23 protein-coding genes are annotated in these 26,583 nt (G+C 70.5%); 6 read left to right on the top strand and 17 right to left on the bottom strand.

Annotation, left to right across the window (positions count from 1 at the left end; genetic code table 11):
• The first annotated feature begins 37 nt into the window (after positions 1-37).
• Both parC and J7357_RS01390 read left to right on the top strand, forming a co-directional pair.
• Positions 38-2,281, top strand: coding sequence for a DNA topoisomerase IV subunit A (gene parC / locus J7357_RS01395; RefSeq protein ID WP_152245920.1), 2,244 nt, complete (start codon positions 38-40; stop codon positions 2,279-2,281).
• Positions 2,282-2,344: 63 nt separating this feature from the next.
• Entirely contained in the window at positions 2,345-3,238 is an 894-nt protein-coding gene (locus J7357_RS01390; RefSeq protein WP_010344002.1) for a hypothetical protein, read from the top strand.
• 196 nt (positions 3,239-3,434) lie between these two features.
• Here J7357_RS01390 and J7357_RS01385 read toward each other — a convergent pair whose 3' ends face one another.
• A complete protein-coding gene (locus J7357_RS01385) occupies positions 3,435-4,307 on the bottom strand; it encodes a helix-turn-helix transcriptional regulator (RefSeq protein ID WP_209244323.1) in 873 nt (290 codons plus the stop codon).
• Positions 4,308-4,404: 97 nt separating this feature from the next.
• On the opposite strand from J7357_RS01385, the gene J7357_RS01380 reads away from it, so the two are divergent.
• Positions 4,405-5,295 (top strand): SDR family oxidoreductase, encoded by an 891-nt coding sequence (locus J7357_RS01380; RefSeq protein ID WP_209244321.1) that lies wholly within the window; start codon positions 4,405-4,407, stop codon positions 5,293-5,295.
• A gap of 70 nt (positions 5,296-5,365) precedes the next feature.
• Here J7357_RS01380 and J7357_RS01375 read toward each other — a convergent pair whose 3' ends face one another.
• The 10 genes from J7357_RS01375 to bfr form a co-directional block, all read right to left on the bottom strand.
• On the bottom strand, positions 5,366-6,070 hold the full coding sequence (locus J7357_RS01375; RefSeq protein WP_209244319.1) for a TetR/AcrR family transcriptional regulator: 705 nt from the start codon (positions 6,068-6,070) through the stop codon (positions 5,366-5,368).
• A 145-nt stretch (positions 6,071-6,215) separates the two neighbouring features.
• Positions 6,216-7,658: an aldehyde dehydrogenase family protein gene (locus tag J7357_RS01370; protein ID WP_209244318.1), complete on the bottom strand. Its 1,443-nt coding sequence runs from the start codon at positions 7,656-7,658 to the stop codon at positions 6,216-6,218.
• 122 nt (positions 7,659-7,780) lie between these two features.
• Complete coding sequence (locus J7357_RS01365) at positions 7,781-8,932, bottom strand: MFS transporter (protein WP_209244874.1); 1,152 nt, start codon at positions 8,930-8,932, stop codon at positions 7,781-7,783.
• A gap of 84 nt (positions 8,933-9,016) precedes the next feature.
• Entirely contained in the window at positions 9,017-9,655 is a 639-nt protein-coding gene (locus J7357_RS01360) for a hypothetical protein (RefSeq protein ID WP_209244316.1), read from the bottom strand.
• Positions 9,656-9,658: 3 nt separating this feature from the next.
• Positions 9,659-11,107, bottom strand: coding sequence for an aminotransferase class III-fold pyridoxal phosphate-dependent enzyme (locus J7357_RS01355; RefSeq protein ID WP_209244314.1), 1,449 nt, complete (start codon positions 11,105-11,107; stop codon positions 9,659-9,661).
• A 43-nt stretch (positions 11,108-11,150) separates the two neighbouring features.
• Positions 11,151-11,792 carry a class II aldolase/adducin family protein gene (locus J7357_RS01350; protein WP_209244312.1) on the bottom strand — a complete coding sequence of 214 codons (642 nt, stop codon included), beginning with the start codon at positions 11,790-11,792 and terminating at the stop codon, positions 11,151-11,153.
• Positions 11,779-13,422 carry an FGGY-family carbohydrate kinase gene (locus tag J7357_RS01345; RefSeq protein ID WP_209244310.1) on the bottom strand — a complete coding sequence of 548 codons (1,644 nt, stop codon included), beginning with the start codon at positions 13,420-13,422 and terminating at the stop codon, positions 11,779-11,781. Before J7357_RS01345 ends, J7357_RS01350 begins: the two co-directional genes overlap by 14 nt.
• A gap of 3 nt (positions 13,423-13,425) precedes the next feature.
• Positions 13,426-14,319: a TorF family putative porin gene (locus J7357_RS01340; protein WP_209244308.1), complete on the bottom strand. Its 894-nt coding sequence runs from the start codon at positions 14,317-14,319 to the stop codon at positions 13,426-13,428.
• 116 nt (positions 14,320-14,435) lie between these two features.
• Positions 14,436-14,879 (bottom strand): DUF2147 domain-containing protein, encoded by a 444-nt coding sequence (locus J7357_RS01335; RefSeq protein WP_209244306.1) that lies wholly within the window; start codon positions 14,877-14,879, stop codon positions 14,436-14,438.
• A gap of 534 nt (positions 14,880-15,413) precedes the next feature.
• Complete coding sequence (gene bfr / locus J7357_RS01330) at positions 15,414-15,905, bottom strand: bacterioferritin (protein ID WP_026143459.1); 492 nt, start codon at positions 15,903-15,905, stop codon at positions 15,414-15,416.
• A gap of 190 nt (positions 15,906-16,095) precedes the next feature.
• On the opposite strand from bfr, the gene J7357_RS01325 reads away from it, so the two are divergent.
• From J7357_RS01325 to J7357_RS01315, 3 genes are all read left to right on the top strand, one after another.
• The gene (locus J7357_RS01325; protein WP_209244304.1) at positions 16,096-18,480 is read left to right on the top strand and encodes a penicillin acylase family protein; all 2,385 of its coding nucleotides are present in this window, start codon (positions 16,096-16,098) and stop codon (positions 18,478-18,480) included.
• 81 nt (positions 18,481-18,561) lie between these two features.
• Positions 18,562-19,608: a right-handed parallel beta-helix repeat-containing protein gene (locus J7357_RS01320; RefSeq protein WP_209244296.1), complete on the top strand. Its 1,047-nt coding sequence runs from the start codon at positions 18,562-18,564 to the stop codon at positions 19,606-19,608.
• A 334-nt stretch (positions 19,609-19,942) separates the two neighbouring features.
• Positions 19,943-21,019, top strand: coding sequence for a GGDEF domain-containing protein (locus tag J7357_RS01315; protein WP_209244294.1), 1,077 nt, complete (start codon positions 19,943-19,945; stop codon positions 21,017-21,019).
• A gap of 150 nt (positions 21,020-21,169) precedes the next feature.
• On the opposite strand, the gene J7357_RS01310 is transcribed toward J7357_RS01315, so the two are convergent.
• From J7357_RS01310 to J7357_RS01285, 6 genes are all read right to left on the bottom strand, one after another.
• Positions 21,170-21,415 carry a hypothetical protein gene (locus J7357_RS01310; RefSeq protein WP_209244292.1) on the bottom strand — a complete coding sequence of 82 codons (246 nt, stop codon included), beginning with the start codon at positions 21,413-21,415 and terminating at the stop codon, positions 21,170-21,172.
• A complete protein-coding gene (gene asnB, locus J7357_RS01305; protein WP_209244291.1) occupies positions 21,412-23,103 on the bottom strand; it encodes an asparagine synthase B in 1,692 nt (563 codons plus the stop codon). The genes J7357_RS01310 and asnB overlap by 4 nt, the downstream gene beginning before the upstream one ends.
• Positions 23,104-23,352: 249 nt before the next feature.
• Complete coding sequence (gene dapE / locus J7357_RS01300) at positions 23,353-24,483, bottom strand: succinyl-diaminopimelate desuccinylase (protein ID WP_209244290.1); 1,131 nt, start codon at positions 24,481-24,483, stop codon at positions 23,353-23,355.
• 160 nt (positions 24,484-24,643) lie between these two features.
• Entirely contained in the window at positions 24,644-25,102 is a 459-nt protein-coding gene (locus J7357_RS01295) for a GNAT family N-acetyltransferase (RefSeq protein WP_209244288.1), read from the bottom strand.
• The gene (locus tag J7357_RS01290) at positions 25,099-25,455 is read right to left on the bottom strand and encodes an arsenate reductase (protein ID WP_010344024.1); all 357 of its coding nucleotides are present in this window, start codon (positions 25,453-25,455) and stop codon (positions 25,099-25,101) included. The genes J7357_RS01295 and J7357_RS01290 overlap by 4 nt, the downstream gene beginning before the upstream one ends.
• Positions 25,456-25,685: 230 nt before the next feature.
• The gene (locus J7357_RS01285) at positions 25,686-26,207 is read right to left on the bottom strand and encodes a hypothetical protein (protein WP_343237380.1); all 522 of its coding nucleotides are present in this window, start codon (positions 26,205-26,207) and stop codon (positions 25,686-25,688) included.
• Positions 26,208-26,583 lie beyond the last annotated feature (376 nt).

Below are 26,583 nucleotides of genomic sequence, written 5' to 3'. Positions count from 1 at the left end.
GCCTGGCGCCGCGTTCCCCTATAGGTACTTCCTGCGCATGACCGATCTCGCCCGCCCCGCCTTCCATGGTTTCGAGCAGCTGCCGCTGCGCGAATACGCCGAACGCGCCTACCTCGACTACTCCATGTACGTGGTGCTGGACCGCGCCCTGCCGTTCCTCGGCGACGGGCTCAAACCGGTGCAGCGGCGCATCATCTATGCGATGAGCGAGCTGGGCCTGAACGCGACGGCCAAGCCGAAGAAGTCCGCGCGCACCGTCGGCGACGTGATCGGCAAATACCACCCGCACGGCGACAGCGCCTGCTACGAAGCGCTGGTGCTGATGGCGCAGCCGTTCTCCTACCGCTACCCGCTGATCGAAGGCCAGGGCAACTTCGGCTCCACCGACGACCCGAAGTCGTTCGCGGCGATGCGCTACACCGAGTCCAAGCTGACCCCGATCGCCGAAGTGCTGCTGGGCGAACTGGGCCAGGGCACGGTGGACTGGTCGCCGAACTTCGACGGCACCCTGGACGAGCCGACCTGGATGCCGGCGCGGCTGCCGCACCTGCTGCTCAACGGCACCACCGGCATCGCCGTGGGCATGGCCACCGACGTGCCGCCGCACAACCTCAACGAGATCGTCAGCGCGCTGATCCGCCTGCTCGACGACCCCGATGCCAGCGTCGCCGACCTGTGCGAACACGTGCGCGGCCCGGACTACCCGACCACCGCCGAGATCATCACCCCGGCCGCCGACCTGCGCACCATTTACGAAACCGGCCATGGCAGCGTGCGCGCCCGCGCCACCTACCAGAAGGAAAACGCCAACATCGTGGTCACGGCGCTGCCCTACCAGGTGTCGCCGTCGAAGGTGATCGAGCAGATCGCGCAGCAGATGCGCGCCAAGAAGCTGCCGTGGCTGGAAGACATCCGTGACGAGTCCGATCACGCCAACCCGGTGCGGGTGGTGCTGGTGCCGCGCTCCAACCGGGTCGACGCCGAGCAGTTGATGGGCCACCTGTTCGCCACCACCGACCTGGAGCGCAGCTACCGGGTCAACCTCAACGTGATCGGCCTGGACGGCCGCCCGCAGGTCAAGAACCTCAAGACCCTGCTCGAGGAGTGGCTGCGCTTCCGCAGCGACACCGTGGTGCGCCGCCTCAACCACCGGCTGGAGAAGGTCGAGCGCCGCCTGCACCTGTTGGAAGGGTTGCTGACCGCGTTCCTCAACCTGGACGAAGTGATCCGCATCATCCGCACCGAGGACGAGCCGAAGCCGGCGCTGATCGCGCGCTTCGGACTCAGCGAGGAACAGGCCGACTACATCCTGGAGACGCGCCTGCGCCAGCTCGCGCGGCTGGAAGAGATGAAGATCCGCGGCGAGCAGGACGCGCTGGCCAAGGAACGCGAGCAGTTGCAGGCGCTGCTGGCCAGCAAGACCAAGCTGAAGAAGCTGATCAAGGACGAACTGACGGCCGACGCCAAGAAGTTCGGCGATGCGCGGCGTTCGCCGCTGGTGCAGCGCGGCGCGGCCCAGGCCATCGACGAGACCGAGCTGGTGCCGAGCGAGCCGATGACCGTGGTGATGTCGGAGAAGGGCTGGATCCGCGCGGCCAAGGGCCACGACGTGGACCCGGCGGCGCTGTCCTACCGCGACGGCGACGGCCTGCTGGCGGCGGTACGTGGGCGCAGCACGCAGCAGGTGGCGTTCCTGGATTCGGAAGGCCGCGCCTATTCGACCCTGGTCCACACCCTGCCCTCGGCGCGCGGCAACGGCGAGCCGCTGACCGGACGCTTCTCGCCCGCGGCCGGTGCGTCGTTCCAGGCCATCGCCAGCGGCGAGAACGACAGCCGCCTGGTGCTGGCGTCCTCGCACGGCTACGGCTTCGTCACCCGCTTCGAGAACCTGACCAGCCGCAACAAGGCCGGCAAGGCCATGCTCAACCTGACCCCGAACGCCAAGGTGCTGCCGCCCGCGCCGGTGAGCGGCGCCGGCAGCGACCGCATCGTCGCGGTCACCAGCGCCGGCCACCTGCTGGCGTTCCCGGTCGCCGACCTGCCCGAGCTGGACAAGGGCAAGGGCAACAAGATCATCGACATCCCCAAGGCCAAGCTCAGCACCGAACGGGTGGTGGCGATCGCCGCGGTGGCGCCGGGCAACACGCTGCTGGTCAAGAGCGGCCAGCGCACCATGTCGCTGTCGTTCAAGGACCTGGACGCGTACCTCGGCGCCCGCGCCAGCCGCGGCGGACTGCTGCCGCGCGGCTGGCAGAAGGTCGACGATCTGGCGGTGGAGTAAGCACGCGTCGCTGGGCAAGTGCCAGCGCCGGCATCGCAGTCATCTCAACGAAGGACCGCAACCATGAACGAGAATGTGAGCAACGCCGGCAACGATGCTTCCTTGATGGCCAGGGTGGAGAGGCTGGAGCAACAGCTCCAGGCCAAGGACCAACGCCTGCGCCGCGCCGTGACGGTCAACCGGGTGCTGCTGTTCGGCGTCGCCGCCCTGGTGGTCGCCAGCGCCGGCGCCATCACCAGCGTCGGCGAACAACTGAGCCAGTACATGGATTTCTCCAGCACGCCGGTGTCCGCGCCGGCGCTGGACACCTCGGTGCGCTGGGGCCGGCGCGATGCGTCCAACGTCGGCCCGGGCTACACCAATGAGATTCTGTCGCTGATCTCCGAGTCCGACCAGCAGAACTCCTTCAGTTGGCCGCTCTACATCCAGCTCAACGCGACCAAACATCCCAACGCGACCCAGGACAGTTCGCAAAGCGTGGGCGCCACGGTCCGTGCGTTCCAGCGCAGCACCGGTTCGCCGTGGCTGGCGGGTTTCCACAGCGAACTGTTCCACGGCTACGACGGAATCGCGGGGCAAAACGTCGCAACGCACGGCACCAGCATCCTGTTCAACGGCGAACTGACCTCCTACACCAACGGCGGTTCGACCATCGGCCTCAATCTGCTCAACACCCCGGGTTCAAGCACCGCCGGCACGCATGCCATCCAGATCCAGCCAGGCACGCGCGGCTGGCAGAACGGCATCCACTTCGACAGCGGCGCGCTCGGCAACATCGGCATCAACTTCGACCAGTCCAACTACAACATGGGCATCGACCTTGGCGACAACAGCCTGAGAATGAATGCCAATCAGCGCATCATCCTCGAGAAGTACGGCAGCGTGTATCTGCGCTACAACAGCTCCAGCGACAAGGTGGAACTGGTCAAGAAGGGCAGCGTCGTCGCCTCCTGGTGAGGCCTTGGGCGATCGAAACTGTCCACCTCGGCCAGCAGATCCACCTTCTTTATCGTAGGAACGGCTTCACCGCGACAGCTCACGAGGTCGCGGCTGAAGCCGCTCCTACGGCACCAGACTCCAGGTCGCCAACGTTGTTCTCAAGCGCAAGGATGGCGCGACGAAGCGCGCGCCAGTTCTCCCAGGTCTCCGCTGTTCAACCTGGCGCCAGCGCCGTCTCCTCCCGCGCGCCCCCGGCCGCACCATGCGCGGCCGCCAGCGCGCGAATGCGCGCGGCCACGCCGGCATCGACGGGCGTGTAGACGATCATGCCCAGGTCCGGTCGGCCGTCCACGGCGAAAGCCGAGTACTCCAGCGCGATCTCGCCGAGCAGCGGATGCCTGAGACGCTTTTCGCCATCGCCCTCGCCGTGGCTCAACACCTCGTGGTCGTGCCACAGGGCCGCGAATTCGGCGCTGCGCGCGCACAGTTCGGTCACCAGGGCCGCCGCGTCCGACGCGATGCCCGCACGCACCACGTCGGCGCGAAACGCGCCCACCACGAAGCGTGCCACCCTCGCCCAATCGTGCTGCTTGGCACGCGTGGCGGGATGGCAGAACAGGAAGCGCAGGATGTTGCGCTCGCCGACGGGGAGCTGGCCGTAGTCGGTCAGCACCACCGCCGCCGCGCGATTCCAGGCCACCACGTCCCAGGTCGGCGTCTTGACGATGGCCGGGCTCGTTTCCAGCGCATCGAGGACGCGCTGCAGCCGCGGGTCGACCCCCGCCACTGCGCGGTAGCGCATCTCCGGCCGGCGCCCCAGCGCGACCATGAACAGGTGGTCGCGTTCGGCCTCGGTCAGCAGCAGCGCGCCGGCGATGCGCTCCAGCACCTGCGCCGACGGCGCGCCCCCACGCCCCTGTTCCAGCCAGGTGTACCAGGTCGGGCTGATGTTGGCGCGCTGCGCGACCTCCTCGCGGCGCAGGCCCGGCGTGCGCCGACGGCCGGAGAAGCCGAAGCTGGCGGGATCGAGCCGGGTCCGCCGGCTGCGCAGGAAGTCCCCCAGGGAATGGGCTGGATCGGAATGCATGGCGAGCCTGTTAGTCGCTTTACTACGATGACGTCACTACTTTAACGGGATACGCCGATGCCGGAGAGTCGCTCGCACCGACACAACGGAGTGCACCATGCGTATCTTTCTGACCGGCGCGACCGGTTTCATCGGCTCGGCGCTGGTTCCCGAACTGCTCCAGGCCGGCCATCGCGTGCTCGGCATGACCCGCTCGGAAGCCGGCGCACAGGCGCTGCGCGCGGCCGGCGCCGAGGTCCACCACGGCACGCTCGAGGATCCGGACAGCCTGGCGCGTGGCGCCGCGCAGGCCGATGCGGTGATCCACGCGGCGTTCGATCATGACTTCAGCCACTTCGCCGCCAACTGCGAAAAGGACAGACGCGCGATCGCGGCCCTCGGCGCGGCGCTGCGCGGCTCCGATCGCCCGCTGCTGATCACCTCGGGCACCGGCGTGGGCAGCGGCGAACACGGCGCGCCGGCCAGCGAGGACGTGTTCAACGCCACCCATCCGAATCCGCGCATCGCCTCCGAGCAGGCCGGCAACGCGTTGCTCGAGGCCGGGGTCAATGTCTCGGTGATGCGGCTGCCGCAGGTCCATACCCCGTTTCGGCAAGGGCTGGTCACCCCGCTGGTGGCGATCGCGCGAGAAAAGGGCGTGGTCGCCTATGTCGGCGACGGCCGCAACCGCTGGCCGGCCGGCCATCTGTCCGACGTGGTGCGGCTGTATCGTCTTGCGATCGAGAGGGCGCAGCCGGGCGCGCGTTATCACGCGGTGGGCGAGGAAGGCATCCGTAGCCGCGAGATCGCCGAGGCGCTGGGGCGCGGCCTGAGGCTGCCGGTGGTGTCGATCGCACCGGGCGAGGCGGCCGCGCATTTCGGCTGGATGGCGATGTTCGTGCAACTCGACATGCCGGCCTCGAGCGCGCTGACCCAGGCCAGGCTCGGCTGGACGCCGACCGGCCCGACGTTGATCGCGGATCTCGACACAGGCAAGTTCGCCGCCTAGCCGCGCGGTCGGGGCGGCGCGTGCAGCGCTGCGGGTGCCGCGCCGTGTCTGCGGACGCGTCGCTGCTTCCTCAAGCGGCGTCTGTCGACGCCTGCTCCGCGCTGTCATCGGCCGCCGCGCCGTCGCGCAGTTGCTCGATATGGCTGGCGATCATCGCCGCCACCGTATCGGCCACCGCGCGGGCGCTCAGGCGGGTGTCGAACAGCAACTCCACGGTCGCATAGATCAGATCGACCACGATGCGGCTGACCAGGCGCAGTTGGCGCGGGTCGGCGTCGGGGAAGGCCTCGCTGAGGAAGCGCACCTGGCCCTTGGTCACCTGCGCATGCGAATCCAGGCGCACCTGCTGCAGCGCCGGCACCGCGCGCAACGCGCGCAGCACCCAGACACCGCCCTCGGTCGCCTTGGTGACGCGGTAGGTATCCAGCACCAGTCCGGCCAGCGCGCGCTGCAGTTCCTCGCGCGTGCCGCTCATCGCCTGCAGGGTGATCCACTTGGGGATGAGCTGGTTCTGCCGCTCCATCAGGCGCCGGCCCAGTTCCGACAGCAGCGCGTACTTGTTGGGGAAATAGCGGTACAGCGCCGGCGGCGTCAGCCCGGCCCGCGCGCACACCAGGTTGGTGGACAGCCGCTCCACGCCGACGTCGCCGAGCAGTTGCGCGGTGACCGAGAGGATCTGTTCGTAGGTCTCGGTGGCGCGATGCTGGGCCGGCACCTTGTTCCCGGTCAGGCGCGGGCGGTGCGGTGCGGGGGAACGCGGCGTGTCGGCGGGCATGGGATCTCGATGGTGGTGGAGCGGCAGAGGCCGCGTGGCGGCGCGCATCGCCGTGGCCCTGCGCGCGCGGACGGCGCCGCAGCGCCGCTGCACGCGCCGACATCGCATCTTACCGCGCGCGTCCCTGGCCCATCGGCAACGACGCTCAGCGCCGCGCCAGCCAGCCGCTGAGGCCGGTCGCCAAGCGCTGCTGCAGGGCGGTGTACGGAGGAAAGAACGCCTTGACGATCGGCAGGCGCCCACCGTGCAGCAGCGCGCGCTCGTGCGAGAAGGTGCGAAAGCCGTGCACGCCGTGCGCACTGCCGAATCCCGAGGCGCCGACCCCGCCGAACGGCAGGCCGCTGTGCACGAACTGCTGCAGGCAGTGGTTGACCACCGCACTACCGGAACTGGTGCGCGCCAACACCCGCGCGATGCCGGCGCGGTCGCGACTCCACAGGTACAGCGCCAGCGGCTTGGGCGCGGCATCGAGTCGGTCGAGCACCTCCTCCAGGTGCTCGAACTCGATCACCGGCAGCACCGGGCCGAAGATCTCTTCCTGCGCGATGCGCGCCTGCGCCGGCACCTGCCCCAGCAGCGTCGGCGCCACGTAGCGCCGTGCCGCGTCGTGCTCGCCACCGGCCAGCAGTTGCGCCCCACTGGCGCGCGCCTCGTCGATCAGCGCAGCCACGCGCGCGGCATGGGCCGGGTGGATCATGCGCGCCAGGTGCGGGCTGGCGGCGACCGCCGGCGCGTCGCCACCGTAGCGCTGCACCAGCAGGGCGCGGCAGTGTTCGAGCAGGCGCGCGCTGACGTCGCGATGCACGAACAAGGTATCCGGGGCGATGCAGGTCTGACCGGCATTGACCAGCTTGGCCCAGACGATCACTTCGGCCGCGCGGCGCAGGTCGGCGCTGCGGTCGACGATCACCGGCGACTTGCCACCCAGTTCCAGCGTCACCGGCGTCAACTGCCGCGCCGCCGCGGCCATCACCTGCCGGCCCACCGCCGCCGAGCCGGTGAAGAACACATGGTCGAACGGACAGGCCAGCAAGGCCTGCGCGGTCGCCGCACCGCCCTGCACCAGGGCCACCTCTTCCGGCGCGAATGCCTCCTCCAGCACCGCCTGCAGCACCGCGTTGACCTGGGGGGTGAATTCGGAGGGCTTGATCAGCGCCGTGTTGCCTGCGGCCAACGCCGACACCAGCGGCCCCAGCACGGTGACGACCGGGTAGTTCCAGGGTCCGATGATCAGGCAGCGACCCTTGGGCTGGAACGCGATGCGCGCGCGCGTACCCAGGGCGAGCAAGGTGGGCGAGACCTTGCGCGGACGCATCCAGCGTGGCAACTGCGCGATCGCGGTGGCGATCTCGTCGACCACCGGCAGCACTTCGGTCAACTCCACTTCCAGCGCCGGCTTGGCGAAATCGGCGGCGAAGGCGGCGACCAGCGCCTGCCGCCGCGCCAGCAACGCATCGCGCAGCGCACGCAGGCGGGCGCGTCGCGCGTTCGCCGAGGCGCCGCGCCAGGCCAGCGCGGTGGCCTGATGCGCGGCGAACAGCGCCGCGATCGTCTCCGGCGCGGTGTCCTGCACGGGCTCAGGCGACATCGCCATTCTCCTGCCTGGCGGAGGTCGGCGACCCCGCTGCGCGTGGCAGTGCCCTGCACTGCGTCACGCGCGGCATGCCGGCACGCATCGCAGCGGCGATCAGCGCGCGCGCATGGCGCCCCTCACCCTGCATGCGAGCCGGCCTGCAAGGCAGTCGCATGGCGTTGCCGCCGGCCGATCCACAACGCCAGCAGCGCCGCGGCGAAAGCAAAGCCCAGGCCCACCAGCGGTACCGGCGCCGGATCGTCGGCGTGCAGCAGCAGCGAGGCCAGCAACGGCCCGCAGGCCGATCCGATCAATTGCGCGGCCGGCACCAGCACCGCCACCCGCCCCTGCGCATCGGCGCGCAGCGCCAGGCCGACATGGAACGGCATCAGGAACATCCAGGCGAAGCCGAACGCCACGCATACCGCCGCGAACCCGAGTGCCGGCGCGCCGGGAACCCGGTACATCGCCGCGGCCACCAGGCACAGCGCCAGGCTGCCGAGGGTCAGGGTCGCCGTCACCGACAGCCGCCGCACCCAGTAGATCGCCGCCAGCCCGCCGGCGATCTGCATGCCCAGCACCCACGAAGTCTGTAGTTGCGCCGCGTGCGCATCCAGCCCGGCGCGCAGCGCCAGCGGCTCCAGGTAGGCCCACAACGCGCCGATCGCCGACATCTGCAGGAACGCCACCAGCAGCGGCGCCAGCGTCGCCGGCGACCAGCGCAGCCTGGCGGTGACGGTCGCCGCGCACTGGATGCCGGCAGCGGGGGCCTGGCTCGCCGCTGCCGGCAGGGCCGCCGCCAGCGGCAGCACCAGCAGGCAGGTCGCGGCCATGGCGACGAAGCCACCCTGCCAGCCGGCCGCCGGCAACACCCACAGTGCCAGCGCCGCCGCCAGCGCGATCTGCGCCAAGGCCTGCAGCACCATGAACACCGCGGTGACCCGGTCCGGGCTGGCCGCGCGCACGATGCTGATCGTGGCCACCCAGACCAACACCCCTTCGGCCAGGCCGGCGGCCGCACGCAGCGCGACGAAGGCCGCATCGCCCTGCGCCTGCACCGTGGCCAGGTTCAGCGCTGCGGCCAGCAGCGCCGCGACGACCGCCGTGGCGCGCTGCCAGGACACCGGCAGCAGCGCATCGCCCAACGCCACGCCGATGCCCAGGGCGATGATCTCACCCATCGCCACCACGCCCACGCCGGGCAGCGTGATCAGGTGTTGCTCGACCAGCGCGCCGAGCACGATCGGCTGTACGCCGAGGATCAGCAGCGCGATGGCGCCGATCGACAGCGCCGCCGCGAGCGGACGCGTGGCCTGGACGGCGCTTGCCGCGCTGGAGGATGGGGATGGCATGGCGGTCATCGCAGTGGACCCTCAGTAGCCTTTGCTTTCGGCCGGCAATTCGCCCGCGGCAAAGGCCGCGGCGGCACGCCGCTGGTCCTTGCGCAGCCGCCCGTTGGCGATGCGCCGCACCCACCATGGCAGTTCCCGCACCCGCCCACCGGTGGCCGCGGCAAGCACATAGGCCTTGGCGCATTTTTCGAACAATTCCACGTTCAACGCCAGCCGCTGCGCGGTGATGCCCAGACACAGCGGGCGTGCGCCGAACAGCAGGACGCTGCCGCTGCCCGGCGCGGCCGTCGCCAACGCGTCGACCGCAGGAAACGGCGCCGGCATCGCCCCGATGTGCCGGGCCTGCTCGTCGAACACCTGCGGCAGCACGCCGCCAACGTCGCCCAGGCGCAGGCCGAACACGCCGGCCGACCAGGCGCTGGCGCCGACATCCGGACGCCGCGCGTACACCTGCGCGTGCACCTGCGCCGCGGCCGGCAGCGCCGGGTCGCGCCAGTCCAGCCACTGCGGCCGCTCCGCATCGAGCGCGCCGCAGCACATCGCCGTGGTGCCAGGGCAACGCAGCGCCAGCGCCGCCGCGTCGGCGCCGAGCAGGCGCTTGGCGGCGAGCCGCTCGCGGGTCTGCAGCCACAGCGCTTCGATGTGCGAGAGGGTGGGCATGCGCTACACCAGCTTGAACACGTCGTCGAAGCGATTCAGCGCCTCATCCACCACCGCGTCGGTATCGGCGCGGCTGGTGTAGATGCGGCTGCCGGCCAGGGTGATCAGCCCGTGCGCGGAATACGCCGCGCCCATCTCCTCCATCATGTGCTTGCGCTCCTTGGCCTCGTTGCGCACGCGCCACAGCTTGTACAGGTTGCCGGTGTCCAGCAGCAGCACGCCGGAGGTCTGCAGGTGCACGATCGAGCCCATGTTGTAGACCACGTACGGCAGGCCGAGACGGCGGATGATCGCCTCCAGGCCCTGCCGCAGGCGATCGCCGGCGCGGCCGGCCTGGCCGGCGGCGTCGCTGCGCTGGGCCTCCAGCAAGGCGTGGTAGCCGGCCACGCAGGACAGCGGATTGGCCGACAGCGTGCCGCCGACGAAGGCCCGCCGCGCGGTGGTGCCGATGCCACCGACCAGGCTCATCATCACCTCGCGGCGGCCACCGATCGCCCCGGCCATCGGATAGCCGCCGGCCAGGCATTTGCCGAGCACGGTGATGTCCGGCATGACCCCGAAGTAGCCCTGCGCACCGCCCGGGCCGAGCCGGAAGCCGGTGACCACCTCGTCGAAGATCAGCAGCGCGCCGAACTCGTCGCAGAGCCTGCGCACCTGCCGGTTGTAGTCGTGCTGCACCGGCCGCGTGCCGCTCTCCGGCCCCAGCGGTTCCAGCAGCACCGCCGCGGTGCCGCCGCGCAGGCGGTTGAACTGCAGCTTGCGGCGCAGTGCCTCCAGATCGTTGGGGTGGCATTCCTGGGTGTAGGCGGTGGCGCCGCGCGGGATGCCGATCGCCTCCATGCGCCCGGTGCCCGGCAGGCGCATGCCGTACACCAACTGGTCGCTCCAGCCGTGGTAGGCGCCGCCGATCTTGATGATCCATTTCTTGCGGGTGTGGGTGCGGGCCAGGCGCACCGCGCCCATCACCGCCTCGGTGCCGGAGCCGAGCAGGCGCAGCATCTCCACCGCCGGCATGCTGGCGCAGACCAGTTCGGCCAGCTTGACCTCGTACTCGTGCAGCAGGCCGGTCACCGGACCGCACTGGTCCAGCACCGCCTGCACGTGTTCGCGCAGTTCCGGCGGATTGGACCCGAGCAGGGTCGGACCACCGGCCTGCAGGAAGTCGATGTAGCGGTTGCCGTCGACGTCGGTCAGGTGCGCGCCCTCGGCGCTGTGCATCGCCAGCGGGAACGGATGGTTGAACGCCAGGTTGTGCTGCACGCCGCCGGGGATCACCTGCTTGGCCGCCTCGCCCAGGCGTTTGGAGCCCTGGCAACGTTCGTCGAAATAGCGCATCACCTTGGCCATGCCGGCGGCACCGATCGGCCGCATCGGCTGGTTCACCAGCGCATGGAAGCGCGCGTACAACTGGTCCACATCGGGCCATTGCGAAATGGCGGGGGTCTGGCTCATGGTCGGTGCCGGGCTCGGGGGAACGGAAAGGGCGTGCATGCGCTCAGGACTCCAGGGCGGAAAGGATGGCGCGCAACGGCGCAGCCAGGCCGGTGTCGTGCAGGGCGCGGCGTTCGATGCGGCGCGCCAGGTGCACGCGCGCCACCTGCTCCAGTGCATCCACCGCCGCCACCGCCTGCTCCAGGCTGCGGCCGCAGCACAGCACGCCGTGGTTGCGCATCAGATAGGCATTGCGCGAGGGGCGCAGTTGCCGCGCCAGCAGCCAGGCCAACAGCCCGGTGCCGGACGGGAAGTAACCGACCATCGGCACGCGCATGCCGATCGCCGCCTGCAATGCCGGCTCCTCCACCGGCAGCGCCGCACCGAGCAGCGCGCAGGCGCTGGCCACCGGCTGATGGGTGTGGATGCTGCAGGCCACGTCGGGCCGGCGGCGCAGCACCTGCGCATGCAGCCCGGTCTCCACCGACGGCGTCGCGGCGCCCTCCAGTTGCCGCAGGTCGGCCAGGCGCACCACGCAGATGTCTTCGGCGCGCATGGCCAGGTAATCGATGGCCGATGGCGTCACCGCGAAGCGCTCGGCGTCCAGGCGCAAGGCGACGTTGCCGCCGGTGCCGGCCAGATAGCCGCGCCGCGACAGGTCCACGCACAGCGCGACCACGCGCGCGCGTTGTTCATGGGCAAACATGCTGGGGAACCTCCGGCACGCACTCGGGAACGGGATTCATGCGCCGGTAGATCGGCGCCAGCGTGCGCTGCAACTCGCGGAACATCGCATAGCGGTCGTCGTACAGCGCGCGGTTGCGCGGCGACGGCTCGTATACCCGGCGTGCGCGTTGCAGCGCCGGCAGGTCGGCGAAGCGCAGCCGGCCCAGGCCCACGCCGGCAATGAAGGTGGCGCCGATCGCATTGGCCTGGATCGGGTTGTGCAGTTGCCGGATCGGCTGGCCGCTGACGTCGGCGATGATCTGGCACCACAGGTCCGACTGCGCGCCGCCGCCGACCGCGGCGATCACGCCCGGATCGCGACCGAGCAGCCGCGCAAACGGCTCCATCATCCAGCGCGTGTTCAACGCCACCCCTTCCATGAAGGCGCGGATGATGTCCTCGCGGGTGTGCATCAGCGACAGGTTGACCAAGCCGGCGCGCAGGCTGTGGTCCTCCACCGGGGTGCGCTCGCCGAACAGCCACGGCATGTAGACCAGGCCATTGGCGCCGGGCGGCACCCGCGCGGCGATGACGTTGAGCACCTCGTACACGTCGGGGCGTTCTTCGTCGCGCAGCAGTTCGTCGGGATGGAACAGGATGCGGTCGCGCAGGAACGACAGGTTGGCGCCGGCGGTGGACTGCAGCGCGGTGGCCAGGTAGCGCCCGCTCACCGCGCACGGCACGGCGGCGATGTTGCTGAACACATCGGTCTTCATCCGTGGCACGTGCGCGCCCAGCCACGACGAAGTGCCCAGGTACAGATGCGCGGCGTAGTCCTCGACCGCCGCGGCCACCGCCACCGCCGAGTTGTCGATGGCGCCGGCGATCACCCGGGTCTGCGGCGACAGCCCCAGCTGTGCCGCCACCTGCGGCAGCAGCGGCCCCAGCACTTCGGTGGAGGCCACCAGGTCCGGCAGCTTGTCGCGTTCGATGCCGAGCAGCCGCAGCAGGCCGTCGTCGTAGCGGATGCGCATCGGGTCGCGGTTGTCGGTGACCCAGGTGGTGAGCACCGAATCGGCGGTGGCGCAGAAGCGCCCGGTCAGGCGCAGGTTGAGATAGTCCAGCGCGTTGAGGAACTTGTACGTGCGCTGGTAGCGCTGCGGCTCGTGGTCGCGCAGGTAGGCGATGTGGCCGGCGCAATCCTTGCCGCTGCCGGCCGGCGCGCCGCCGCTCAGGCGCAGCCAGCGCAGCAGTTTCAGCGGCGCATAGCCGCGCACGTTGAGCCAGCGCCCGCGCAGGCGCCGCGCGATCGCCGCCTGCCCGCGCATGTCCAGCCACAGCATCGCGTTGCCCAGCGCGCGGCCGTCGCGGTCCACGCACACGGTGCACTCGCCCTGGGTCGAGCAGCACACCGCGGTCACCCGCCGGCGCAGCGCCTCGCCGCCCTGCAGCACCGCCGCGGCGGTGACCAGCAGCGCGTTCCACCAGTCGCGCGGATCCTGCTCGGCGCACACGCCATGCACGTGCAGCGGCACCGGCTCGAACGCCCAGGCGATCACCTGGCCGTCCAGGGTGACCAGCGCGCATTTGCAGCCGGAGGTTCCCAGGTCCACCGCCAGCACCAGTGGCTGGTCGCCGCCCCGGTCGGCATCGAGCAGTTCGCTGCGCATCGGTCAGAACGTGTAGCCGATCGAGGCCACCAGGGTGTCGCCATCGGTCTTGCGGATGCGCGCGCCATCCTGCACCCAGTACAGCTCGTGCGCATTGACCCGGGTGCTGACCCAGTCCAGGTTCCAGTCCAGGCCCCAACGCTTGTGGGTGACGCCGATCTGGTAGTCGGCGAAGCTGCCCTCGCTGAAATTGCGCAGCTTCTGGTAGCCGGCGTGCAGGCGCAGCGTGGTCGACGGCAATACCGACGGCAGCAGCGGCGTCTGGTAGTTGAGATCGCCCAGCAAGGTGCCGCGCGAGTCGTGCTCGCCACGGGCGAAGCAGCGCAGCGCCGTCGTCGGGTCGGTGGCGAACTGCAGGATCTGCGCGCATACGCCGCCGGTATCGGCACCGCGGTAGGTCTTGGAGAACACGTACAGCAGGCGGCCCTCGACCGCGCCGTAGCCGAGTTCGAGCACGCCGAAATTGCTGTCGTAGTCGGTGCGGCGGATGTCCTCGGGCGTTCCGGTCTCCAGGTCGATCCGGTGCGGGGCCAGGAAGCTGGCGCCGGGGAAGCGCTCCGTCGCCAGACCCACGCCCGCATGCCAGGCATCGGGATTGCCGAAGCGGTAGCCGGCCGCGGCGGTGATGCCCAGGCCGTCGCCATCGAGGAACTGTTTCTTGCTGACCTTGGCCACCTCCAGCAGCGCGACGAACCCGCTGGCGTGCACGAACTGGGTGGTCCACTTCAGCGACGGACGCATCAGCGAGTCGGACACGCCGCGCGTGCGCTGCTCGCTCATCAGCCTGATCTGGTTCTGGAATTCGTAGTTGACCATGCCATCGGCGTCGGCCTGCTGGGCATGGGCCTGGGCGCAACACGCGCCGTGCAGGGCCAGTGCGCCCGCGAGGGTCGCCATGAAGCGGACTGCAGTCATCTCAATCTCCCCTGTTCGCTCAGGAAGGTGGGACGCGCGGCGGCCATCGCGGGCCCCGCACGTCGAGGGTGCCGGCGCATTGCGCGCGCGGCGGGTGACTACCTGGCGCAGACCGGCGTGCTGGGCAGCGCCTGTACGCGGGTGAAGCGCTCGGTCTCGCCGAGCACTTCCACACCGACGAAGGCGCGCAGGTCCAGCGATTTGCCGCTGGCGCGCAGCGTCGCCTTGTAGCGCTTGCCGCTGCGCGGATCGAAGGCCCAGCCGTCGCGCCAGGTGTCGCCGTCCTCGCGCGCCAGACGTGCGATCTGCACGCCGCAGGTATCGGTGGCGGTGCCGGCGTCCTTGTCCCAGACGATGCGTCCGCACAAGGCGGTAGCCGCATCCGCGCACGGCGCGAACTCCACCACTGCGTCCTTGGCCGCGGTCAGCCACAGCCCCTGCGCCGCAGCCGGTGCGGCGCCAGCCGCAGCAGGCGCCAGCAACCACCCCGCAACGACCACACCGACCACGCCGTACCGCCTGATTCCCGGACTCGCCTGCATCGAACGCCCCCTCGCCATCGCGCAATTAAGTAGTGAAAACTACCGTATAGCGATCACTACCGTTTTGCAAGCATTGTCCGCACGGCGTTCGCCGCGGGCGCGACGAAGCGCGCAACCGCTTGGATTTGAAGGGATTACCTGAGCGGCGCCATGCGTGCGCCGGCCGATCTTTGCGGCATCGCAACAGCCGACAGCCAACACAGCGGCCACGCATGGGCGAACGCGCGGGCCACACCGGCCAACGCCACAGCCGAGCGCGGCGCGCCGCCCGACTCGATCGGCAGTTTCAAAAAACGAGGAGGACAGAACGCTGGTCGGCGCTTGCGGCCAGCAGACGGCGGCGGCAACCGCCACGGCATCGAGAATGGGGCCGCCGCACATGCGGGGCGGCACTGCCGATGCAGGCCAGTGCGAGAGGTGGCGACCGGCACGAGCGGCCGGTCGCAGGCAGCCGGCGATGGCACGGCCGCGGTGGCGGGAAAGTCCCCGCTCAGCGCATCAGCGCCTCCGGCTGATGGGAGGCGCGCGTCTGGATCAGGCGTCCTTGCCGGACACGTGCCCGTCGATCTTCGAGGTCTGGTACAGCGCCATGCCGATGCGCTTGATCAGGCCGAGCTGCTGTTCCAGCCACCAGGCATGGTCTTCTTCGGTGTCGCGCAACTGCGCCAGCAGCACGTCGCGGCTGACGTAGTCGCCGTGCTGCTCGCACAGCTTCATGCCCGCGGCCAGGTTGGCGCGCACTTCGTACTCGACCTTCAGGTCCTTCTCCAGCATTTCCTCGACCGTGCGCCCGGGCTCGAAGGCATGCGGGCGCATGTCCGGGTCACCTTCCAGGAACAGGATGCGCCGCAGCAGCGCATCGGCGTGCTCGGTTTCCTCTTCCATCTCGTGGTTGATGCGTTCGTACAGCGCCAGCAGGCCCTGGTCCTCGTAACGCCGCGAGTGGATGAAATACTGGTCGCGCGCGGCCAGTTCGCCGCGCAGCAGCTCCTTGAGGCATTGCACAACGTCGGGGTGTCCCTTCATGGGCGGGCTCCGTGGGGTCGACTGAGGGCGCCATAGTGCCCGATGCCGCCACGCCGCGTTCCAATCGGAATCATTCACATCCCGAGTCGCACCACCCGGGATGCGTGACCCCGCGCACAGCGCGCCGCGCCTACGCGGGAACGACACGCATGCGTGTCTAGAATCGGAGACTTGTCACCGGAGAGAGACGATGCGCGGTCGATGGAAACGCCTGCTGCTGGGCACGCTGCTGCTGGCAGTCGCCATTGTATTGGGCGTCTGGCTGCTGCTGCGCGGCAGCCTGGCCACGCTGGACGGCAAGGCGCCGCTGCAAGGCCTGCGGGCGCCGGTGAGTATCCAGCGCGACGCACTGGGCACGGTCACCATCGAGGCCGCCGACGAAGCCGATGCGATGCGCGCGCTCGGCTACGTGCATGCGCAGGAGCGCTTCTTCGAGATGGACCTGCTGCGTCGCGCCGCCGCCGGCGAACTGTCCGAACTGGTCGGCCCGCATGCGCTGGGCGTGGACAAGGCGCGCCGCGCGCAGCGCCTGCGTGCCCGCAGCAGCGCGCAACTGGCTGCGTTCGCCGACACGCACGCGGCGGCACTGCAGGCCTACAGCGCCGGCGTCAACCAGGGCCTGCACGCGTTGCGCGTGCGGCCATGGCCGTATCTGGTGCTGTTCGCCGCGCCGCGCGACTGGCAGCCGGTGGATTCGGCGCTGGCCGGCCAGGCGATGTACTTCGATCTGCAGGGCAAGCAGCTCGATCGCAAGCTGGAGCTGTACCGGCTGCAGCAGCGCTTGCCCGCGCCGCTGTACGCCCTGCTGCGCCACGAAGGCAGCAGTTGGGACGCCGCGCTGGACGGCAGCGCGGTCGGCGACGCGATGTTGCCCGACGCCGGTCAGGTCGATCTGCGCAGGCTGCCGGATGGGACCGCGCAGGCCAACGCCGACGCGGTGGCTCCTACCGCGCCCGGCAGCAACAACTGGGCGATTGCCGGCAGCCGCACCGCCGACGGCCGCGCCATCGTCGCCAACGACATGCACCTGGCCCTGCGCGCGCCCAGCCTGTGGTTCCGGGTACGCCTGCGCTATGCCGATGCGCAGGCGCCGGGCGGCCGCGTGGACGTGTCGGGGTTCTCCCTGCCCGGTCTGCCGGCGGTGATCGTCGGCAGCAACGGCCACATCGCCTGGGGCTTCACCAACAGCTATGCCGATACCGCCGACTGGTACCGGCTCACGCCCTGCGCCGCGACGCCGCAGCCCGGCTGCACGCCGGTCACCGTGCACAACGAACGGATCCGGGTATCGGGCGCGCCCGACACCGTGCTGCAGGTGGAAGACACCGCCTACGGTCCGATCCTGCAGCATGAACCCGACGGCAGCGCCCTCGCATTGCGTTGGGCGGCGCAACTGCCGGGCGCGCTGAATCTGGGCCTGGCCGACTTCGCCCGCGCCACGTCCCTTGCCGATGCCTTCGCCCGCGCGCAACGCATCGCCACGCCGGCGCAGAACCTGGTGCTGGCCGACCGCGACGGCCACATCGGCTGGCGCGTGCTCGGCCCGCTGCCGCTGCGCGGCCCGCATTGCGCCGCCGATGCGGTGATGCACGACGTGCGCGCGTCGGTGCCGGCGGATGCGCGCTGCGCGCCGTGGCCGCTGTCCACCACACAGTCGCCGCAGCGCATCGACCCCGCCGACGGGCAACTGTGGACCGCCAATGCCCGCGTGGTCGGCGGCGCCGAACTGGCACCGCTCGGCGACGGCGGCTACGCGCTGGGCGCGCGCGCCCAGCAGATCCGCGACGACCTGCGCCTGCATCCGCACCTCGACGAACGGCAGTTGCTGGCGATCCAGCTCGACGACCGCGCCCTGTTCCTGCAGCGCTGGTGGGCGCTGCTGCAGCAACGCGATGCCGGCACGGCGACGCCGGAGCTGCACGCTGTCTCGCAAGCGGCCAGGCACTGGGAAGGCCGCGCCAGCACCGGTTCGGTGAGCTACACCCTGGTGCGTGCCTGGCGCCTGGCGGTGCTGACCCGGATCCGCGACGGCCTGATCGCACCGGCGCGTACAGGATCGGAGACCGATGCCGCGCCCCCGGCGCTGCCGCAACTGGAAGGCGTGGCCTGGCCGCTGTTGCAGCAACAGCCGCTGCACCTGCTGCCGCGCCGCTACGGCAGCTGGCAGGCGCTGCTGGAAGACGCCGCCGCCGAGGTGCGCACGCACCTGCAAGCCGAAGGCCCGCTGGACGCGCGCCGCTGGGGCCTGGAGAACCGCGCGGCGATCTGCCATCCGCTGGCGCAGGGCCTGCCCGGGCCGCTGCGCGGCTGGCTGTGCATGCCGGACACCCCGCTTCCCGGCGACGACAACATGCCGCGGGTGCAGCGCCCGGAATTCGGCGCCTCCGAACGCATGGTGGTGGCGCCCGGCCACGAGGCCGACGGCATCGTGCACATGCCGGGCGGCCAGAGCGGCCACCCGCTGTCGCCGTTCTGGGGCGCGGGCCACGCCGACTGGGTGCAGGGCCGTGCCACAAAGTTCCTGCCCGGCCCGACCCGGTACACGCTGACATTAAGCCCGACCGCACCACAATGACCTGATCTCGGTCCGCGCTAGCGTCTGTCCGCCTGCGCTGGCCTGCCGCCTTCCCTCCCCCACTGCCGAGTCTGCCTACCGATGAAGCGCCCTCCCCTGCTCGCCCTGTTGCTGCCGCTCGCCGCGGCCGTGTCGTTCTCCGCCAGCGCCGCGCCGGCCGCCGACGCGCCCACTGCCGCCGCCGACTGCAGCGTGCGCGCCGAACCCGGCGACGATCTGCAGGCCGCGATCGACCGCGTCCCCAACGACGGCAAGCCCGCCACCGTGTGCCTGAGCGCGGGCGAGTTCCCGGTGAGCAAGCTGATCTCGATCCAGCGCGACGGCCTGCGCCTGCGCGGCCAGGGCGACAGCACCGTGCTGCGCATGCGCGACCACGTGCAGCAACCCACCATCGTCATCGGCGACTACCAGAACGAGCGCCCGATCCGGCCGATCCGCGACGTGCGCGTGGAACAGTTGCAGATCGTCGGCGGCACCATCGACAAGGAATTCATGCCCGAACGCCCGTACCTGAGCAACAGCCTGGTGGTGGTGCGCAACGGCCAGAACATCCAGCTGACCCACCTGCGGGTGAGCAAGTGCCGCAGCGCCTGCCTGCTCAGCGAGTTCGACAGCCGCGACCTGCTGATCGCGCACAACGACGTGTCCGGCGCGACCTGGGACGGGGTGTCGTTCAACCGCACCGCCAAGGTCAAGCTGATCGACAACGTGATCCACGACAACGTCGCCGCCGGCATCACCACCGAGCACCTGGAAGACAGCGAGATCCGCGACAACCGCCTGGAGCGCAATGGCAGCCAGGGCGTGTACCTGGCCGACGCACGCCGCAACCTGTTCGCGGGCAACCAGTTCATCGACAACAAGGGCGCCGGGCTCTACCTGACCTGCTCGATCCGCCAGCGCACGCCGCAGATCCTGTGCTGGGACAACAGCATGAGCCAGGACAACACCTTCGAGAACAACACCTTCCGCGGCAATCCCTACACCTACACCATCGGCGTGGACAGCGCGGCCAACTGCACCGGCCCGGACTTCCGCCCCAACCTGTGGCGCAAGAACAACCAGGCCGATGCCTCGGGCATCGACATCCAGCCCGAACGCTACGGCCACTGCGTGCGCTTCGAGTAGGCGCACGCGACCGCCGTACCTGCGGCACGCCACTGCTGCCTCGGCAGGGTGGCGTGGCGGGCTGGCGCGGCAGGCGACCGCCAGGCTTCGCGCCTGCGCATGACGGCGCCCGGGTCTGTGCGCCCGGCATCCCCTGCTTCGCCCGCCCGACGCCGGACGCCTGCCCCACGCTGACCACGGCGGGTGCGCCGGCGAACGCGGCAAGTCGCTCAAGCTCTCCCTGCAGCGGCCGCTAACCGGTGACGACGCCCCAGCGACCGACGGACCGCGCTGGACCACCGATCGGCCGTGCCGCGCAGACGCTGAAGTGCCGCGGCGCGCTCTGGGAGAGCAGATGAACTACCACCTTCATGTCCGCCGCACCCTCGACCGGCCGATCCTGGCGATCCAGGGCCTGACCCTGTGCGTGTGGCTGGCGCTGCTGCTGTGCAACCCTTACCTGCGCCATCCGCTGGACCCGCGCTACGCGCTGGCGTTCGTCGCCATGCTCGGCAGCGGCCTGGTCATGCGCATGGCCAGGCAATCCTGGCAATGGCGGCTGGGCGCCTTCCTGTCGGTGATCGCATTCGATGCCGCGTTCCGGCTGCAACTGCATCACATGGGCGGCGCCAGCGTGAGCTGGATGCTGCCGGTGGCGGTGACCCTGAGCCTGGGCTACAGCGTGCTGTTCAGCCACGCGCGCGACTATCTGCTGGCCCTGGCCTGCACCTGGGCGATCATGCTCGGCTGGCACGACAGCCTGGTGCCGACCGCGGCCGACCTGCCGCTGCTGGAACTCCTGGTGGCGGCGGTGACGATCATCGGACTGGCCATGAACCACGTCGTGGTCACCGCCCTGCGCAGCAACTACGCGCATCGGGAAAACGATCGACGCCTGGCCGCCACCGATGCGCTGACCGGCCTTCCCAACCGGCGCGCGCTCATCGCCGAGCTGGAGGCAGCGATCGGCGCCCGGCACGCCGTGCAGCTGGCCATGCTGGAGATCGACGACTTCGAGCGGATCGGCGCCGAGCACGGCCACCACGTCGGCGATGCGGTGCTGCAGGCGCTGGCGACGGAGCTGGTGCGGCTGGATCCGCGCTGCCGTGTCGGCCGCCTCGGCGGCGAGGAATTCGGCCTGCTGTTCGAGGGCGTGTCGCAGGCCAAGGCGAGCGAACGGCTGCAGCGCCTGCAGCAGCGCATCCGCAACCTGCGCGTGGACGGGGCCGCGTTCACCTGCAGCGTCGGCCTGGCCTCGCTGCCGGCCGGCGGCGAGGTGTCGGACCTGCTCGCACGCGCCGACCGCGCGCTGTCCGCCGCCCGCCACGCAGGCAAGGGCAGCCTTTGCCTGGACGGTGCCATGCCGGCCTCGGCCGACACGCCCGCAGCGTTCGCGAACGATCCCAGCCTGCCCGCGGCCACGCCGCTGTAGCACGCAACGCCGGCAGACATTGGGGCGACGACTTCGTCGCCCCTGCTGCGCGCACGTCGGTCGTCGCGCGACACTCCCCAGACCGACGCCGCTGCCCGCGGCAGGCTTCCCGCTCGCTCCGGCTGCAGCGGCGCGCGCGCGACTCTGCGCCTACCCGCCCCTGCGCACCGCGCCTTCTTCGCACCCGGCATGGCGTCGCTCCCCCGCCCGCCACAGCAGGCGCGGGCCCAATCCGCTCATCAGCACCGCACTGAACGTGCCCAGTGCCGCGGCGAACCCGGAAGCGCGCGAACGTGCGGCCGCCAGCCGCGCTACCCGCAAAAAGCTCGCACCTGGGCTGATCGCACCCAGCGTCAGCACCCCGCCGGCGATCGCCAGCAGGCTGGCAGCGGTCATCCCAGCGCCTGCGCGTGCACCCCGGCCACCGCGCGGCCGGAGGGATCGGCCATTGCCGCGAAGCTGGCGTCCCAGGCGATCGCCGCCGGCGAGGAGCAGGCGATCGACTTGCCGCCAGGCACGGTCTCGGCGGCGGCCGGGGTCGGGAACACGCGCTCGAACAGGCTGCGGTAGTAATAGGCTTCCTTGGTCTGCGGCGGGTTCACCGGGAAGCGCTTGTCGGCTGCGGCCAATTCGCGGTCGCTCACCTGCGCCTCGGCATGCGCCTTCAGCCCATCGATCCAGCCGTAGCCGACGCCGTCGCTGAACTGCTCCTTCTGCCGCCACAGGATCGACTCGGGCAGGTAGCCCTCGAAGGCTTCGCGCAGCACCGCCTTCTCGATGCGCTTGCTGCCGTCGGCGCGGGTGCCGGCCATCTTGTACTGGGCGTCCATGCGCATGGCCACGTCCAGGAACTCCACGTCCAGGAACGGCACGCGCGGCTCCACGCCCCAGGCCATCATCGACTTGTTGGCGCGCAGGCAGTCGTAGTTGTACAGCGCGTCGAGCTTGCGGATCAATTCTTCGTGGAATTCGCGCGCGTTCGGCGCCTTGTGGAAGTACAGGTAGCCGCCGAAGATCTCGTCGCTGCCTTCGCCGGAGAGCACCATCTTCACCCCCATCGCCTTGATCCGCCGCGCCAGCAGGAACATCGGCGTGGAGGCGCGGATGGTGGTGACGTCGTAGGTCTCGATGTGCCGGATCACTTCCGGCAGCGCGTCCAGGCCTTCCTCGAAGGTGTATTCGAACCCGTGGTGCACGGTGCCCAGCGCCTCGGCGGCGATCGCCGCGGCGGCCAGGTCCGGCGACCCCTTCAGGCCGATCGCGAACGAGTGCAGGCGCGGCCACCAGGCCTCGGCCTCGTCGTTCTCCTCGATGCGCTTGCGCGCGAAGCGCGCCGCCACCGCCGCCACCAGCGACGAATCCAGCCCACCGGAGAGCAGCACGCCGTACGGCACGTCGGTCATCAGCTGGCGATGCACGGCGCGCTCGAAGGCTTCGCGCAGTTCCTGCTTGCTGACCTCCACGCCCTGCACCGCCGCGTAGTCGCGCCACGGCTTGCGGTAGTACTGCACCAATGCGCCGCTGGCGCTGTCGTAGTAGTGGCCCGGCGGAAACTGGGCGACGTCGGCGCAGCTGTCGGCCAGCGACTTCATCTCCGAGGCCACGCGCAGCCGGCCCTGCGCGTCATGACCCCAGTACAGCGGGCACACGCCCATCGGATCGCGCGCGATCAGCACGCGGCCGGCGGCCTTGTCCCACAGCGCGAAAGCGAAGATGCCGTTGAGGCGGTTCAGCAGCGCATCCGGCGTGGTTTCGCGATACAGCGCGTTGATCACCTCGCAGTCCGAGCCGGTCTGGAAGGCATACGGCTGGGCGAGTTGCTTCTTCAGTTCGCGATGGTTGTAGATCTCGCCGTTGACCGCCAGCGCCAGTTGTCCGTCGTCGGAGAGCAGCGGCTGCGAGCCGCCGGCCGGGTCGACGATGGCCAGGCGCTCGTGGACCAGGATCGCGCCGTCGTCGACATACACGCCGCTCCAGTCCGGGCCGCGGTGGCGCTGCCGCTGCGAGCAGTCCAGCGCCTGCCGACGCAGCGCCTGCAGGTCGTCGCCCGGTTGCAGGCCGAAGATGCCGAAGATCGAACACATGGGAAAGCTCCTGATCGTGGGGTGGTGGTTGCGGAGGGGAACACCCAGGCACAAAAAAACCCGCATCGGCCGATGCGGGTTTTCTGGTGCCTGGGCGTGGTGTTTCTGGTAGCGCCTAGTCGCAGACCCGCATCGGCCGCGCACGATTATTCGCCAGCGCATTATTGCGGCCGTTGGCGTTGCTCGAGCGGAGGACGGACAGCGAGGTCATGGGACGACCGTAACCCGGCACGCGCGCCGGCGCAACTGTTACCGCAGCAACCGTTCGATCAGGCGCAGGTACAGGCCCGGCAGCGCCTCCAGGTCGGCCACGCGCACGTGCTCGTCGACCTGGTGGATGCTGGCGTTGACCGGGCCCACCTCGATGCACTGCGCGCCCAGTGGCGCGATGAAGCGCGCATCGGAGGTGCCGCCGCCGGTGCTCTCCTCCGGCGGCGCGCCGGCGACCTCGCCCAGCACCTCGCGCGCCACCCGGCGCAGCGTGCCTTCGGGGGTGTAGAACGGTTCGCCGCTGCGGTGCCAGCGCAGCGCGTAGTCCAGGCCATGGCGTTCGAACAGCGCGGCGATCTCCGCTTCCAGCCGCGGCGCATCCCAGTGCGGGGTGTATCGCAGGTTGAAGGCGACCTGCAGTTCGCCGGGGATTACGTTGTTGGCACCGGTACCGGCATGGATGTTGGAGAGTTGCAGACTGGTCGGCGGGAAGCTCTCGTAGCCGTCGTCCCAGTGCCGCGCGACCAGCTCGGCCAGCGCCGGCGCGGCCAGGTGGATCGGGTTGCGCGCCTTGTGCGGATAGGCCACGTGCCCCTGCACGCCGCGCACGCTGAGCGCACCGGAGAGGCTGCCGCGGCGGCCGACCCGCAGCAGGTCGCCGAGCCGCTCGGTGGACGAGGGTTCGCCGGTGATGCACCAGTCGATGCGCTCGCCACGCTCGGCGAACACGCGCGCCACATGGCGCACGCCGTCGATCGCATCGCCTTCCTCGTCGCTGGTCAGCAGCAGCGCCAGCGTGCCCGGGTGCTGCGGCTGCGCGGCCACGAACCGCTCGGCAGCGACAACGAAGGCGGCCACGCTGCCCTTCATGTCGGCAGCGCCGCGCCCGTACAGCACGCCATCGCGGACCTGCGGCGCGAACGGATCGCTGCTCCAGGCCTCGCGCGGCCCCGGCGGCACCACGTCGGTATGCCCGAGCAGCGCCAGCACCGGACCGTCGCCGCCGCGATGGGTGGCCCACAGGTTATCGACCTCGCCGCAGCGCAGCCGCTCGATGGCGAAACCGGCGCGCTGCAGCCGCTGCGCGATCAACTCCTGGCAGCCGGCATCGTCGGGGGTGACCGACGGGCGGGCGATCAGGTCGCAGGCGAGTTCAAGGACATCGGACATGCAAGGACACCGTTGGAAGACACGAGAGAGACGCGATGCGGATCGCCAGCGGCAGCGTCGCGTGCGGGCCGCGCCGGCAACGCAGTGTACGAGCGGTGCTGTCGGATTCGAAGCGCCGGCCAGTGTCGCCTGGCAGGCGCGCGGCGTGGTCGCGGCTTCGCTACGGCGCCACGCCCGGCCAGCGCATGCACTGCACGCGCACCGCGAAAGCCTCGTTGCCAGGCATGCGCCCACGTTGCAGGCCGGTTTCGACGAAGCCACAGGCGCGATAGAACGCCAGCGCCGCGGCATTGCCCTCCAGCAATTCCAGGGTCAGGCCGGCCGGACTGGCGTCCTGCACCGCGGCCACCAGCGCCTGGCCGACGCCGCGCCGGCGCGCGGCCGGATCCACGTACAGCCAAGCCAGTTCCTCGCCATCGTCGGCGACGAAGCCGAGCACCTGGCCATCGCACTCGGCGACCTGCACGCGGTAGTCGAACAGGCCTTCGCGCTCGGCCGCGATCGGCAGCGGCAGAAACGCCTCCACCAGCCCCGCCGCCTGCAATTCCTCCAGGCGCGCGGCGTCGTGGATGGCGCGCAGGCGGGCCCAGTCCTCGGCCCGGTACGGGCGGACGGTCACGCCACCCCGAACCGCTGCTTGAAGCCGTTGTCGGAGAAGCCCTGGCTGAGCTTGCCGTCGTCGGTCACCACCACCGGGCGGCGGATCAGTTGCGGATATTCGCGCAGCAGCAGCTTCCACTCGGCATCGGAGCCGGGTGTCTTCTTGTTGTCGGGCAACTGCCGCCAGGTGGTGGAGGACTTGTTGACCAGCGCGTCGAACCCGCCGGCCTGGCCGGCCCACTCCAGCAGGGTCTCCGGGGTCGGCTTGTGCTCGCGGTAATCGACGAAAGTGTAAGCCACGCCGAAGCGATCCAGCCACTTCGTCGCCTTCTTGCAGGTGTCGCAGTTCTTCAATCCGTACAACGTCGTCATCGAAACATCCCTTCAAGCGAATAAAGCCCCTCTCCCACCGGGAGAGGGGTTGGGGTGAGGGTCGGTCGGCCCCGGACAGATCGCCGCCCAAGGCGCCGCGCACCGCCTTTCGGCGGGCGATGCCATCAGGAGACGAACCGGGCACTCCGTCATCGACAGGCCGCAGCGCGCGTGATCTTACCCGCCGCGCGCGCCATCGGCCTCCCGGCGCAAGAAGAAGCCGTCATGCCTCACTGAGCCGACACTTCCTGGAGCTTGGCCGAGTCGATTCGCCAGTGCAGTTGCGCCGCCGAGGCGCCATCGACGCCGTTGACCCGGCGCAGCACGTAGTCGCCGCGGAAGCGTTGCCGCGTGCCGTCGGCCAGCGTCGCCTCCACGGTGACCGGGACTGGTTGATACACCGAGCCGGCGGCGCCGTCGCTGCGGCCCAGCGTGCCGATCGTCGCCTTCACCGCGCGCGTCTGCGCGAAGCCGGCCTTGAACGCGGCGTAGGACTGCCCCGGGCGCCCGTCCTCGCCCCACTGCTGCCAGGCCGTGGCGTAGTCGCGCGCGTTGATCGCCGCGTAATAGCGCCGCACCACGTCGGCCGCCGCCTGCGGGCTGTCGGCGGCCGGGCCGCAGCCGGCCGTGGTCGGTCCGTCGCGGCCGAGCAGCGCGCAACTGCGGGCGATCTCGTCGTCGATCATCGCGCAGCTATTGGCGGCATTGCAGGGCGGATGCGTGGCCGGCGACACCGCGCGGCAGGTGTCCACGCGCGCCGCCGCGGCGTCGGCGCCGATCTCGTCGGCACAGGACAGCGGCTCGCCTGCGGCGCTGGCGCTCTGCGCCGTCGTTGCAGGCGCTTGCGCAGGCGCAGGTGTCGCGGACGAAGCGGGATTTGGCGCAGCGGCCGCCGCCGCTGGCGTGTCGCCATCCTTAGGCGCCGTCGGTGCCGGCGCGCCCTCACGGCCGCACCCTGACAAGGCGAACGCTGCCGTCATCCAGCAAGCCCATTTCATCTTTCGCACCAGTGTCTCCTGTCGTCGCAGCGGCCGCGCCCGAAGACGCTCTGCGCCGGGCATCTAGTCCAATGCGCACCGCCGCAAAAAGCGCCCGGACCTGCGTGTGGCAGCGTATCCCGCCACCGAT

This window comes from Xanthomonas sp. D-109 (genome assembly GCF_017746095.1).
Classification (GTDB): domain Bacteria; phylum Pseudomonadota; class Gammaproteobacteria; order Xanthomonadales; family Xanthomonadaceae; genus Xanthomonas_A; species Xanthomonas_A sacchari.
Note: the sequence above shows the minus strand (reverse complement) of the source record. Positions and strands in the feature narration are given on the sequence as shown.

What these genes read in the sequence shown, in the direction of transcription:
- J7357_RS01355 (WP_209244314.1), bottom strand. Translation starts at nt 11,107, where the DNA reads ATGAGCCAGACCCCCGCCATTTCGCAATGGCCCGATGTGGACCAGTTG.
- J7357_RS01390 (WP_010344002.1), top strand. Translation starts at nt 2,345, where the DNA reads ATGAACGAGAATGTGAGCAACGCCGGCAACGATGCTTCCTTGATGGCC.
- parC (WP_152245920.1), top strand. Translation starts at nt 38, where the DNA reads ATGACCGATCTCGCCCGCCCCGCCTTCCATGGTTTCGAGCAGCTGCCG.
- J7357_RS01385 (WP_209244323.1), bottom strand. Translation starts at nt 4,307, where the DNA reads ATGCATTCCGATCCAGCCCATTCCCTGGGGGACTTCCTGCGCAGCCGG.
- J7357_RS01315 (WP_209244294.1), top strand. Translation starts at nt 19,943, where the DNA reads ATGAACTACCACCTTCATGTCCGCCGCACCCTCGACCGGCCGATCCTG.
- bfr (WP_026143459.1), bottom strand. Translation starts at nt 15,905, where the DNA reads ATGAAGGGACACCCCGACGTTGTGCAATGCCTCAAGGAGCTGCTGCGC.
- J7357_RS01380 (WP_209244321.1), top strand. Translation starts at nt 4,405, where the DNA reads ATGCGTATCTTTCTGACCGGCGCGACCGGTTTCATCGGCTCGGCGCTG.
- J7357_RS01325 (WP_209244304.1), top strand. Translation starts at nt 16,096, where the DNA reads ATGCGCGGTCGATGGAAACGCCTGCTGCTGGGCACGCTGCTGCTGGCA.
- J7357_RS01290 (WP_010344024.1), bottom strand. Translation starts at nt 25,455, where the DNA reads ATGACGACGTTGTACGGATTGAAGAACTGCGACACCTGCAAGAAGGCG.
- J7357_RS01335 (WP_209244306.1), bottom strand. Translation starts at nt 14,879, where the DNA reads ATGCAGGCGAGTCCGGGAATCAGGCGGTACGGCGTGGTCGGTGTGGTC.
- dapE (WP_209244290.1), bottom strand. Translation starts at nt 24,483, where the DNA reads ATGTCCGATGTCCTTGAACTCGCCTGCGACCTGATCGCCCGCCCGTCG.
- J7357_RS01370 (WP_209244318.1), bottom strand. Translation starts at nt 7,658, where the DNA reads ATGTCGCCTGAGCCCGTGCAGGACACCGCGCCGGAGACGATCGCGGCG.
- J7357_RS01340 (WP_209244308.1), bottom strand. Translation starts at nt 14,319, where the DNA reads ATGGCGACCCTCGCGGGCGCACTGGCCCTGCACGGCGCGTGTTGCGCC.
- J7357_RS01320 (WP_209244296.1), top strand. Translation starts at nt 18,562, where the DNA reads ATGAAGCGCCCTCCCCTGCTCGCCCTGTTGCTGCCGCTCGCCGCGGCC.
- J7357_RS01350 (WP_209244312.1), bottom strand. Translation starts at nt 11,792, where the DNA reads ATGTTTGCCCATGAACAACGCGCGCGCGTGGTCGCGCTGTGCGTGGAC.
- J7357_RS01360 (WP_209244316.1), bottom strand. Translation starts at nt 9,655, where the DNA reads ATGCCCACCCTCTCGCACATCGAAGCGCTGTGGCTGCAGACCCGCGAG.
- J7357_RS01310 (WP_209244292.1), bottom strand. Translation starts at nt 21,415, where the DNA reads ATGACCGCTGCCAGCCTGCTGGCGATCGCCGGCGGGGTGCTGACGCTG.
- J7357_RS01345 (WP_209244310.1), bottom strand. Translation starts at nt 13,422, where the DNA reads ATGCGCAGCGAACTGCTCGATGCCGACCGGGGCGGCGACCAGCCACTG.
- asnB (WP_209244291.1), bottom strand. Translation starts at nt 23,103, where the DNA reads ATGTGTTCGATCTTCGGCATCTTCGGCCTGCAACCGGGCGACGACCTG.
- J7357_RS01375 (WP_209244319.1), bottom strand. Translation starts at nt 6,070, where the DNA reads ATGCCCGCCGACACGCCGCGTTCCCCCGCACCGCACCGCCCGCGCCTG.